Source organism: Pseudomonas sp. NFACC46-3, from assembly GCF_900114515.1.
In the GTDB taxonomy this organism is placed as follows: Bacteria; Pseudomonadota; Gammaproteobacteria; order Pseudomonadales; family Pseudomonadaceae; genus Aquipseudomonas; species Aquipseudomonas fluorescens_Q.
This window is the reverse complement of sequence record NZ_FOTH01000049.1, coordinates 17,858-29,639: the sequence shown is the minus strand read 5'-3', so window position 1 is coordinate 29,639 and position 11,782 is coordinate 17,858. Positions and strand designations below refer to the sequence as shown.

11 protein-coding genes are annotated in these 11,782 nt (G+C 62.5%); all 11 read right to left on the bottom strand.

The window, feature by feature from the left end; genetic code table 11:
• A partial coding sequence (locus BM300_RS28110) for a contractile injection system protein, VgrG/Pvc8 family (RefSeq protein ID WP_256575866.1) occupies nt 1-389 on the bottom strand: 389 nt, incomplete at its 3' end.
• A gap of 158 nt (nt 390-547) precedes the next feature.
• Nucleotides 548-3,238 carry a type VI secretion system ATPase TssH gene (gene tssH / locus BM300_RS28105; RefSeq protein WP_092148352.1) on the bottom strand — a complete coding sequence of 897 codons (2,691 nt, stop codon included), beginning with the start codon at nt 3,236-3,238 and terminating at the stop codon, nt 548-550.
• Nucleotides 3,231-4,283: a type VI secretion system baseplate subunit TssG gene (gene tssG / locus BM300_RS28100; RefSeq protein ID WP_092148349.1), complete on the bottom strand. Its 1,053-nt coding sequence runs from the start codon at nt 4,281-4,283 to the stop codon at nt 3,231-3,233. The genes tssH and tssG overlap by 8 nt, the downstream gene beginning before the upstream one ends.
• Nucleotides 4,247-6,106 carry a type VI secretion system baseplate subunit TssF gene (tssF, locus tag BM300_RS28095; protein ID WP_092464572.1) on the bottom strand — a complete coding sequence of 620 codons (1,860 nt, stop codon included), beginning with the start codon at nt 6,104-6,106 and terminating at the stop codon, nt 4,247-4,249. Before tssF ends, tssG begins: the two co-directional genes overlap by 37 nt.
• Nucleotides 6,103-6,615 (bottom strand): type VI secretion system baseplate subunit TssE, encoded by a 513-nt coding sequence (tssE, locus tag BM300_RS28090; RefSeq protein WP_003206934.1) that lies wholly within the window; start codon nt 6,613-6,615, stop codon nt 6,103-6,105. The genes tssF and tssE overlap by 4 nt, the downstream gene beginning before the upstream one ends.
• Nucleotides 6,609-7,058: a hypothetical protein gene (locus BM300_RS28085; protein ID WP_092221233.1), complete on the bottom strand. Its 450-nt coding sequence runs from the start codon at nt 7,056-7,058 to the stop codon at nt 6,609-6,611. The genes tssE and BM300_RS28085 overlap by 7 nt, the downstream gene beginning before the upstream one ends.
• Nucleotides 7,055-7,510 (bottom strand): T6SS effector amidase Tae4 family protein, encoded by a 456-nt coding sequence (locus tag BM300_RS28080; RefSeq protein WP_063323772.1) that lies wholly within the window; start codon nt 7,508-7,510, stop codon nt 7,055-7,057. Before BM300_RS28080 ends, BM300_RS28085 begins: the two co-directional genes overlap by 4 nt.
• Nucleotides 7,511-7,589: 79 nt before the next feature.
• The gene (locus BM300_RS28075) at nt 7,590-8,078 is read right to left on the bottom strand and encodes an Hcp family type VI secretion system effector (protein WP_003206927.1); all 489 of its coding nucleotides are present in this window, start codon (nt 8,076-8,078) and stop codon (nt 7,590-7,592) included.
• 219 nt (nt 8,079-8,297) lie between these two features.
• Nucleotides 8,298-9,794, bottom strand: a complete 1,497-nt coding sequence (gene tssC, locus BM300_RS28065) for a type VI secretion system contractile sheath large subunit (RefSeq protein WP_063323773.1) — start codon at nt 9,792-9,794, stop codon at nt 8,298-8,300.
• A gap of 2 nt (nt 9,795-9,796) precedes the next feature.
• Entirely contained in the window at nt 9,797-10,303 is a 507-nt protein-coding gene (tssB, locus tag BM300_RS28060) for a type VI secretion system contractile sheath small subunit (protein WP_003177230.1), read from the bottom strand.
• 81 nt (nt 10,304-10,384) lie between these two features.
• Nucleotides 10,385-11,428: a type VI secretion system protein TssA gene (gene tssA, locus BM300_RS28055; RefSeq protein WP_092148340.1), complete on the bottom strand. Its 1,044-nt coding sequence runs from the start codon at nt 11,426-11,428 to the stop codon at nt 10,385-10,387.
• Nucleotides 11,429-11,782 lie beyond the last annotated feature (354 nt).

Genomic DNA, 11,782 nt, shown 5'->3' with positions numbered 1-11,782 from the left:
AAGCCCAGGTCGCGGAACACCTGCTTGATGATCTGCGGGATGGTGAGGTTCTGGAAAATCCGGCAATCGGAGGTGCGGGTCAGTAGCCACAACCACGGCCGCAACGTCGCCTGGTAACTGGCGAACTGGCCCTGGTCGACGTTCTGGCTGCAGCGGGCGACGATGCCATGGAAGTAGCGCTCACCACCGCCATCGAGCTGCAGGCTGACGCACATGGGCTTGCCAAGCAGCTGGTTGAGATCGATGGCATTGTCCAGCGAATGCAGCTGCAACTCGTAGTTGAACAGCCGCCCTAATTCTTCACCGCCGCCCATGTCCTTGAGCAACAGCACCTCAGGTCCGAGGGGGCTGGTGACCTTGGCCAGGCGTGAGGCTTGGTTGAATAACATCGGTTATCTCATCGTTGTAATGGCTGCGGTGCTGATTGGAACAACTGTGGGAGCGAGCTTGCTCGCGATGGCGGTATGTCAGTCAACATGGATGTTGAATGTGACTGCGCTATCGCGAGCAAGCTCGCTCCCACAGGGTTTTGCAGTGTTCCTTACCGTCAGGCCGCGTCGCTGAAGTCGTACTGCAATTCGTTATCCACCGCGCTGATCCGCACGCCGGCCAAGGCCTTGCCTTCGAGCATGCGGGTCAGGAACTCGCGGCTCATGTCCGGCAGCAGGCTGTTGGTCAGGATGGTGTCGATCATGCGTCCGCCGCTTTCGGTTTCGGTGCAGCGCGAGACGATCAAATCGATCACCGCGTCGTCGTAGTCGAAGGCGACTTTGTGGGTGCTCTCCACGCGCTTCTTGATGCGGTTGAGTTGCAGGCGGGTGATGGCCTTGAGCATCTCGTCGCTGAGCGGGTAGTACGGGATCGTCACCAGGCGACCCAGCAAGGCCGGCGGGAAAATCTCCAGCAGCGGTTGGCGCAGGGCCTTGGCGATTTCTTCCGGCTCCGGCACGTTCTGCGGGTCTTTGCAGACGTCGGCAATCAGCTCGGTGCCGGCGTTGGTGGTCAGCAGGATCAAGGTGTTCTTGAAGTCGATCACCCGGCCTTCGCCGTCCTCCATCACGCCTTTGTCGAACACCTGGAAGAAGATTTCATGCACGTCGGGGTGGGCTTTTTCCACCTCGTCCAGCAGCACCACGCTGTACGGTTTGCGCCGCACGGCTTCGGTCAACACGCCGCCTTCGCCGTAGCCGATGTAACCCGGTGGCGCACCCTTGAGGGTGGACACGGTGTGGGCTTCCTGGAACTCGCTCATGTTGATGGTGATGACGTTCTGTTCGCCGCCGTACATGGCTTCGGCCAGGGCCAGGGCGGTTTCGGTCTTGCCCACGCCGGAGGTGCCGGCGAGCATGAACACGCCAATCGGCTTGCTCGGGTTGTCGAGGCCGGCGCGGGAGGTCTGGATGCGCTTGGCGATCATCTGCAAGGCATGGTCCTGGCCGATGATGCGTTTTTTCAGGTGCTGGTCGAGGTTGAGCACGGTTTCCAGTTCGTTGCGGGCCATGCGGCCCACCGGGATACCGGTCCAGTCGGCGACCACCGAGGCCACGGCCTGGTAATCCACGGTCGGCAGGATCAGCGGGGTTTCGCCTTGCAGGGCGGTCAGGCGCTGCTGCAGGTCCACCAGTTTCTCGCGCAGGGCGTGGCTTTCGTTGTCGGCAGCTTCGCTGGCGTCTTCGCTGTCCACCACGCCAACGCGTTCGCGCAAGGTGGCGCGGGTGGCGAGCAGTTCGTCCACCAGGGTTTTCTCTTCGGCCCAGCGGCTTTCCAGCTCGGCCAGGCGTTCGCGCTCGGCGCTCAGCAGGCTTTCGGTCTGGGTCTGGCGAGTGCCGATGACCACGCCGATGGCGTGTTCACGGGCGATGATTTGCAGCTCGGTTTCCAGTGCTTCGATGCGCCGGCGGCTGTCGTCCACCTCGGCCGGCACGGCGTGCAGGCTGATGGCGACGCGGGCGCAAGCGGTGTCCAGCAGGCTCACGGATTTGTCCGGCAGCTGGCGCGCGGGAATGTAGCGGTGAGACAGCTTGACCGATGCTTCCAGGGCTTCGTCGAGGATCTGCACCTGGTGGTGTTTTTCCATGGTCGAAGCCACGCCGCGCATCATCAGCAGGGCCTTGTCTTCCGACGGCTCGGCCACTTGCACCACTTGGAAACGGCGGGTCAGGGCCGGGTCTTTCTCGATGTGCTTCTTGTACTCGGCCCAGGTCGTGGCCGCCACGGTACGCAAGGTGCCACGGGCCAACGCCGGCTTGAGCAGGTTGGCTGCGTCGCCCGTGCCGGCGGCGCCACCGGCACCCACCAGGGTGTGGGCTTCGTCGATGAACAGGATGATCGGCTTGGGCGAGGCCTGGACGTCTTCGATGACCTGGCGCAGGCGCTGTTCGAACTCGCCTTTCATGCTCGCGCCGGCCTGCAACAGGCCCACGTCGAGGCTGCGCAGTTCCACGTCCTTGAGGGCCGGCGGTACGTCGCCGGCGACGATGCGCAGGGCAAAGCCTTCGACCACGGCGGTCTTGCCCACGCCGGCTTCACCGGTAAGGATCGGGTTGTTCTGCCGGCGGCGCATGAGGATGTCCACCAGTTGGCGGATCTCTTCGTCACGCCCGACGATCGGGTCGAGCTTGCCGCTGCGGGCCTGCTCGGTGAGGTCGACAGTGAAGCGCTTGAGGGCTTCCTGTTTGCCCATGGCGCTAGGGGCCATGGCGCCGCTGGCTTCGCCCGGCACGGCACCGGCATTGAAACCGTCGCTGGCGGTCAGGGCGTTTTCCGGCGAGTCGCCGACGTATTCGTCAAAGCGCTCGCTCAGGGCCTCGACCTTGACCTTGTCGAACTCCGACGACAAACCCAGCAGCGCGTGGCGCAGGCTCGGGGTCTTGAGGATGCCCAGCACCAGGTAACCGGTGCGCACCTGGCTTTCGCCGAACATCAGGCTGCCGTAGACCCAGCCGCGTTCCACGGCTTCTTCCACGTGGGACGACAGGTCGGTGATCGACGTCGACCCCCGTGGCAGACGGTCGAGGGCTTCGGTGAGGTCACGGGCCAGGCGCGCCGGCTCGATGTTGAACTGGCGGATGATGCGGTGCAGGTCCGAGTCCTGCAGTTGCAGCAACTGGTGAAACCAGTGGGCCAATTCCACATAAGGGTTACCGCGCAACTTGCAGAACACGGTGGCGGCTTCGATGGCTTTGTAGGCCACGCTGTTGAGTTTGCCGAACAACGCGGCGCGACTGATTTCACCCATGCTCATGGCTCCTTGAGGTCTGTGAGGTGTTGGCCTGTTCGGCGTAATGCCGGGCCAGTATTAGATCGTTGGCATCGGTTTCGGGGCGACCCAGCCAGGTATTGAAGCCCAGGCGGAAGCGACCATTGAGTTGCAGTGCCGGGACTTCGGGTTGTGCCAGGACCAGGTTCAGGTCCCAGTCCAATTCATGCCCCAGGTATTCGGCGACCCAGGCCACCAGCTCGTTGAACGGTTGGCTGCCGGGCAGCATGCCCATGTAGTCAACGAGCTTGAGTGGCCCCAGGCGAATGCGGAATTTGTGTTGGCGATCCCACACGAAGCGGCCCAGGCAGAAGTCCACGCCCAATTGATGAGCGCTGACCCCGACGCGGCTGCGTTCGGGCAATTCCAGCCATTGGCCGACGTATTCTTCGATCTCCACCGGCAGGCCGAAGTACTCGCTGAGGATTGCCTTCAAGCCGTCCGGGTAGCGGGTTTGCGCCGACAGGTGGCCGCTGTAGTGCAGCTTCGCCGTGTCGGGGATCAGCCCTTGTTTGAGCAGGCTCGGCATGCCCCGGCCGCTGAGGGCGGCCAGGCGCGCCGACCAATAGTCATCGTCCGGGCGATCGTGGCTGACCGTCGGCCGCGCTTCGGCCCAGGCCCGGTAAAACAGGCTGAGCAAGCGGTGGTGAAACACATCGAGAAAGCGCTTGCTGGTGCTGTCGCCATTGTTGCGCTGGCGTTCGCGCACGTATTCGGTGATGTGCAGCGGCATCGGGCCGTTGGGGCCGCCGAGGCCGAAGAAGAACTGCTCCAGGCGTGCCGGGGTGCCGTCGCTGCCCGGTTGCACCGAGGCCAGGGTCGCCGGGGCGAAGGTGCAGTCGGCCTGCTGGCCGAGGCGCAGCGGGTCATCGGCCAGGCGCAGAGAATGGCCCAGGCGCGGCAGCTCGGGGGATTCGCACTCGATGCGCCGTAGCGCCTGGAAGAAGTCGTATTCCCAGGGCTCCTGGTGCATCGCCTCCAGGGTACTCACAGGGTCGGACGACGTCCGGGCTTGGCTTTCCATCGCATGATCTCGCCGCGTTCGGTGGTACGGATCACCGTCTCGGTAAAACTGTTGATCGACACGTAGCGTGCCAGGAAGCGCTCGAACACGGCGCCGAGCAGGAACACTCCGGTGCCGCGAAACGCGTTTTCATCGAATTCCAGGGTGATCTCCAGACCACGCCCGAACACGATCGGGCCGGGCATCGGCAAGCGCCGGGTGCAAGCCTTGCTGCTGACTTCGCGCAGGCCTTCGATCTGCAATTGCAGCGCCGCATCGTTGCTGTCGCCGTACAGGCGCAGCAGTTCGCGCAGGGCGGCGGCGCCTTGGCCTTGTTCGCTCAACGACAAGTAGTTCAGCGACAACTGGCTGATCAGCCGCCAGGCCTTGGCGTCGTGGGCATGGCTGGCCCGTGGGCGACTGGGACCTGCCACGCAACGCACGGCGCCAACCGGCGCACTGTCGGCGAGGGTGAAGTCGGTCTTGCCGTTGCCCACGCTCATGAACAGCGGCAGGTCGCGGTTGGTGCACAGCGCGGTCACGCCCAGTTGGCGCAGGTCGTGGCGATAAGGCGCTTGCTGGCTGTCCACCAGGCTGACGAAGGTTTCGCTGCCGATGTAGGTCGAGCGTGGGCCGTTGCGCCGCTGGTCGCTGGACAGCACACGGGGTTCGCGCCGCACCGTGTAAAAGGCCTGGTCGCGGCCATAACGGGACGGATCGCGTACGGCGTAGAACGGCAGGAACGGCTGCTCCGGCCCGGTGCCGTGGCCAGTGAGGCCGCTGAGCGAATGCACTTCGAAATCCATCGGCCGGGTACGGTCGGCGATCACGTGGTGTTCGTTGACCCGATCCGACAAGTGAATGCGATCCAGGCGCTTGGGGAACAGGTTGATGGCCGGGGTGCAGAACGGCAGGAACTGCGAAGCGCCGACGCTGCCTTCCAGGCTCGGATCGTGCCGGTCGAACAGCACGATCAGCTCCAGTTCCTGGCCGTCGCAACGCTTGACCGCGCGGCTCAACTGGGTGAAGTCGACAAACAGGAAACGGTGGGGCAGGGCGAAGTATTCCTGCAACAGGCGATAGCCCTGGAAGGCTCGCGGCACCACCGGCAGCGCGGCGTCGGCATCGTCGAAACCGCGCGAGCGCAACGCATCCTGGGGCAGGCGTTCCACCCAGTCGCCGCCGGGCTTGCGGGCGAACACCGCGCAGGCATTGCCCAGCAGTTGTTCGTAGAGGCGGAAAGGCTGTTCGTCGGCACCGCTCAAGTACAGCGGCAGGTTGTCCAGGGCCAGGCTGTTGAACGGCAGTTCGGCGCCGGTGCGCAGTGTGAGGCGCAGGCCGGCCTTGGCTTTCGGCTCGCTGGCGGCCAGGCGTCCGAGCACGGCGGAGGGGTTGCCGAAGTACTCGGCCTGGCTGACCTGCAACGGCCACAACGTCACCGCGTGGGCGGTGCGGTACTCGCAGCAGGTCTGGGTTTCACGCCCCAGGGCGGCACGCAGGACCGTATCGCGCGGCAGCGGGAAGCCACTGCTCAGCGAGCCTTCGTCCGGGTCGGCCTGCAATTGCACCACGGTCATCGACGGTGTCGGCGCCAGGTAATGCGGGTAGGCGATTTCCAGCAGGTTGTGGGTGAAGGTCGGGTACTCGGCGTCGAGCTTGAGCTGCACCCGCGCCGTCAGGTAGGCGAAGCCTTCCAGCAGGCGCTCGACATAGGGGTCGGCGCAGTCCATGCCGGACAAGGTCAGCCGACTGGCGATCTTCGGGTATTCCTTGGCGAACTCCGCCGCGCTCTCGCGCACGTGGTGCAGTTCCTGGTTGTACAGCTCCAGCAGGCGCGGGTTCATGAGCGTCTCCGCTGGTCGGCGTTGACCACGCGCACATGGCCGGTTTCCAGGTCCAGGTCGGTTTGCAGCATCAGGCGCAGTGGCACCGGCTGGGCCCAGAGATCGCCTTCGATTTCGAAACTCAAGGCGTTGTGGTTCATCTCCGCCGTCGCCCGGGCGCGCACGCGCAGGGTGTGGCGCAGGATTCGCGGCTCGAACGTGGCGATGGCCTGGTGGATCAGCGTTTCCAGGGCCGAGACATCGACGTTCGACGCGCTGTTGCCGGCCAGTGCCGGCAGGCCGAAATTCACCACCGAGGTGCCCGCCGGGGTGTGCAACGTGGCATCGGCGCTGAGCAATGAGGTGGTGTTGAGCAGCCACGCCAGGTCACGCAGCACGGAGGCTTTCAATTGGGTCAGGGACAGCACGCGTTTGTCGGCGCTTTCCTTGGGATTGGTCGGATCGTCGTCGGTCAACCGGTCCAATAGGGATGGCTGGAGGCGATCACGGGTGGCGATTTCGGTTACCAAGTGAAAAGGCCCGTGTAATTCTTCTGGTCACCTGTGCCGCCCATGCAGCTGGCGCGGCGAGCGATTATCGAGGGTTCGAGTTGCCCATTGATCAGGCGTATGGCGCGGTACTCGGAGTGACATTGCGGACTGTTCTGAGCCGCGGTCGAGAAATGAAGAACAATGACAATAGGCACCTTGCCAAAGGTCTCGACATGAGATTTGCCTTGTCTGTCTACCGTGAACTGGCAGGGCCATGGCAGGTCGAGTGGCATTAGCGTCTGGTCTGGTTTGCGTAGCGCGCAGCGTTGTTGGTCATCGACCAGTGTCAACTGTTGCCCGCCCATCACGACGACTTGATTCACCGCTGCGGTTGAAGTTGCCGATGAGGCTTGCTGCCCGGCACAGGCTGTCAGGCTCGAAAACAGGCAGCCAATCAATACAGCGCAACGAGCCTTGTTCATAAAAGCTCCCAGAACCAGATCGCCCTGGATCGATAGGCCGGATCGTCATACCCGAGGGTCAGGCCACGGTTCCAGAGGTCGATATGGTCGCCGGTGCGACCGTCCGAAGACTCTCCCAATTGCTGGAAGCAATCCTTGAAGAAAATCAGGCCGGTCTTGTCTTGCAGCTTGCGTCGGTCCGCGGCAGTTCCGCCGAGGATCAACGGGCGGCCCAGGTGATGTTTCCACAACCAGTTCGCCAGCGATTCGGCCCCCCTGGCGTGCTCATGTGCACACTTGGGTTCGGTGTAGGTGGACTTGTTGACCTTGATGGTCAGCTCTGTATTGAGCGTGATGCTCATGCGGATAGCGCACTGGTTTGCCCACGGACCATCACAGGGTTTCGCGTCTGGGTAGGTCACCAGCAGATCGGAATAGGCTTTCCACAGATTGATAAACGAAGGCTTGGCCATGACTCACACCGCGCTGTAAAGGATTGGATTCGAGCAAGCACCAAACACCCCCGGCGCGTGGCACCGGGGGCGTGTTCGATTACACCTTGACGTTCTGACGGATGTTCCAGCCGAACTTGACCGGACCGCCTTCCTTGGTGCCGTCGGCTTTCTGTGGCTGGTAGTCCACCAGCACCTTGGCGAAGTTCAGGGTGACGTTTTCGGTCAGGCGATCATCGCCGCCCGAACCGCCGGTGCTCAGGGACGTAACCAGCACTTCTTCCAGGTTGATGATCATGTACTCGACCTGGCTTTCACCGCCGGCCTTGCGCACGGTCAGCTTGACCTTGTCGATGTGCTTGCCGCTGGCGCAGTGCATCATCAGGTTCGGCGACGCCTTGTCGACGTACTTGGTCAGGGACAGGTCCTGGACGTTGACCTTGCCCGCACCACCGCCGCTGCCCACGTGCATGTTGCCGGACTGGGACATGCCCCAGCTCCAGTTCAGGACATCGATCTCGTCCTTGTGGGCCTTGTCCATGGACTCGCCCTTGATGTCGCCGATCTTGATGAAAATATCAACAGCCATGTTTTCTCCCTGTGTGGTTTCTAACCACATTGTTTGGTTGACGCTGACCTTGCGAAATCTGTGAACTCAATGAAGATCTCTTGTGGACCACTCTGTGGCGAGGGAGCTTGCTCCCGCTTGGGTGCGCAGCACCCACAAGAAGGGCCGCTACGCGACCCAGCGGGAGCAAGCTCCCTCGCCACAAAGGGCCTCCACAGGAAAGCCCATTTCAACGGTTGTTTATGCGCCCTTGGCCGACGGCAGTTTCGATACCAGGCGCAGCGACACGGTCAGCCCTTCGAGCTGGTAGTGCGGACGCAGGTAGAACTTGGAGTTGTAGTACCCCGGGTTGCCTTCGACTTCTTCGACGATCACTTCGGCGGCAGCCAGCGGGTGCTGGGCCTTGGTGGTCTCGGTGGAGTGCGCCGGGTCACCGTCGACGTAGTTGAGGATCCAGTCCTGCAACCAGCGCTGCATCTCGTCCTTCTCTTTGAAGGAACCGATCTTGTCGCGCACGATGCACTTGAGGTAATGGGCGAAACGGCAAGTGGCGAACAGGTACGGCAGGCGCGCCGCCAGGTTGGCGTTGGCGGTGGCGTCCGGGTCGTCGTATTCGGCCGGTTTCTGCAACGACTGAGCGCCGATGAACGCGGCGAAGTCGGTGTTTTTCTTGTGCAGCAGCGGCATGAAACCGTTCTTCGCCAGCTCCGCTTCACGGCGGTCCGAGATGGCGATTTCGGTCGGGCACTTCATGTCCACGCCACCGTCGTCGGTCGGGAACGTGTGGGCTGGCAGGTTTTCCACTTCACCGCCGGACTCCACGCCACGGATGCGCGAGCACCAGCCGAAGTGTTTGAACGAACGGTTGATGTTCACCGCCATCGCGTAAGCGGCGTTGGCCCAGGTGTACTTGGAGCTGTCGGCACCGTCGGTGTTTTCTTCGAAGGCGAAGGCTTCCACCGGGTCGGTCTTGGCGCCGTACGGCAGGCGTGCCAGGAAGCGTGGCATGGTCAGGCCGATGTAGCGCGAGTCTTCCGATTCACGCAGCGAGCGCCAGCCGGCGTATTCCGGGGTGGTGAAGATCTTGGTCAGGTCGCGTGGGTTCGACAGTTCCTGCCACGAGCCCATGCCCATCACGGTCGGCGATGCCGCAGCGATGAACGGGGAGTGCATGGCCGCGCAGACTTTCGACAGTTCGCCCAGCAGCTCGACATCCGGTGGCGACTGGTCGAAGTAGTAGTCGCCTACCAGGCAGCCGTAAGGCTCGCCGCCGAACTGGCCGTATTCTTCTTCGTACATCTTCTTGAAGATCGGGCTCTGGTCCCACGCGGTGCCCTTGAATTTCTTCAGGGTCTTGTGCAGGTCGGTCTTGGAGATGTTGAGCACGCGGATCTTGAGCTGCTCATCGGTCTCGGTGTTGTTGACCAGGTAGTGCAGGCCACGCCAGGCGCTTTCCAGTTGCTGGAAGTCGGGATGGTGGATGACCTGGTTGACCTGGGCGGTGAGCTTGGCGTCGATGGCGGCGATGATCGATTCGATCGACTTGATGGCGTCGTTGGACACCAGGTCGGTCTGCGCCAGGGCCTGTTCGGCCAGGGTACGCACGGCGGTCTCGACGGCTTCGCGGGCGCGCTCGGTCTTGGGTTTGAATTCTTGCAGCAGCAGGGACGCGAACTCGCTGGTTTCTTCGGTTGCGCCCAGGTTCTGCACGCCTTCGCGGGCTGTATTGTCAGTCATGATCATTGGTCCTGTGCTGGCTTCGGCGCGCTCGCCAGGGCCTGCAACAGCGCTGGGTCCTTGATCGCCTTCATGATGATTTCTTCGGCGCCGGTCTTGCCGTCCATGTAGGTCAGCAGGTTGGCCAACTGGGTACGCGCTTCGAGCAATTTGTTCAGCGAATCGACCTTGCGGGCCACGGCCGCCGGGCTGAAGTCGTCCATGCTTTCGAACGTCAGGTCCAGGCTCAGGTTGCCTTCGCCGGTCAGTTCGTTAGGCACATGAAACGCCACGCGCGGCTGCATGGCCTTGAGGCGCGAGTCGAAATTGTCGACGTCGATCTCGAGGAACTTGCGATCAGCCACAGGGGCCAGAGGCTCGGCGGGCTTGCCGGCGAGGTCGGCCATTACCCCCATGACGAAGGGCAACTGGACCTTTTTCTCGGCGCCGTAGAGCTCGACGTCGTACTCGATCTGCACTCGAGGCGCGCGGTTGCGCGCGATGAATTTCTGAGAACTTTGCTTCGCCACGTTGCTGCTCCTGGTCGCTTGAGCGACGGTGTTGGCGTCATCGGGGGTGCCGGTGACGTGACTGCGTGATCCGCTCGCTTTTTATTCGCTGTCTGGGCCGCGCAGGTTTTCAAATTGACTCATGCCGTCGGGAATCAGGTTGCGCACGATGGCCGCGAAGTCGGCGTGCACCAGATTCTTGGCCCGGTTCAACAGCACCGGCAGCGGGCTGGAGGGCTCATGACGGGTGTAGTAAGCGAGAATCCGGTCCAGGCTGCGCAGCACGTCGTCGCGGTTGTTGATGTCGCCGCTGACGGTGCTGGTGCTGTTATTGGTGTTGCGCGGTGAGCTTGTGACATTTGCATGCTCAGTGGGCGCTGGGCTGTTGTCGCTGACGGAATCGGCCTGGGCGCTGTCGCCACTCTGCGGGGCGAACTGGCCGAGAATCTGCAGGGCCATCTTCAACGGTTGCTTCAACGGGCCGAGGTCCACACCTTGGGCGGAACCGACCTGGTCGCTGACCTGCTGTTCGATGGTTTCGGCGGCGCTGCGGGCTTCCTGCAGGGCGGCACGGATGATTTCCAACTGTTCGGGGTCGCTGTCGAGCAAGGCCCCGGCGAGCTGTTCGGCACCGAGGTTCTCATCCGGGAAACTTTGCAGGCCGCTGGCGTTGGCGGCGGCGCGCAGGCTGACGGCGCCGAAGGTCCGCGAGCGGACCAGGATGCTTTCGCGCAGCAAGCGAATGGTGACGTCGGACGTCAGGCCGGCGAGGGCATTGATGCGCACAGTGGGGTCGTTGTCGTCATCGGCGTCCAGGCGCGGATGTAACTCGGCCCAGTATTGCTTGAGCAGTTCGCTGATCAGCGTCAGCACACGGGCCATGCCCGGCAGGCCTTCGAGGGCCAGGGAGCTTTGCAACAGGAAATGGGTGATGCGCAGGTCTTTGCTGCGTTGCAGCAAGTCCAGGCTCTGCTGCTGGATGCTGCGCCATTCAGGAGGCTCGGCAGGCAAGATCGAATCGCCCATGCTGCGCTCGGGCTGGCCCCGGGAGTCGCGTTCCAGGCGCAAGAAATCCGCGTCATATTCCAGATCTTCACCGCACGGCGAAGTCGCGGAAACGGCGGCGAGCAACAAAGGCACATCCACTTGGATCGATCTCCCTATCACCCGCTGAAGAAGTCGGGCAGTTCACACGCAAGTTTCGGATGAAACTCACATGTTCCTTGACGGTAATGGCCTTTTAAATCCTAGGTGATTTTAAAGTGCCATCATCTATATTCAAGAAGTTGTGCATTTTTGGTGTAGTACTTATCGCTTGTCAAGGTAAGCTATTTCACCAGTGTAGCCCCTCTGTAACAGTTGTGATGCGCTTAACAGCCTGCTCGACCCATCGGTCGAAGCGGCAACTGACGTGGGGTTTTTGTCACGCAAGCCGGTTATGATCAGCAATCATGCTGGCAAAAAGCCGTTTCGCGGTGGTTGGCAAGGTTGTTGGTGGGT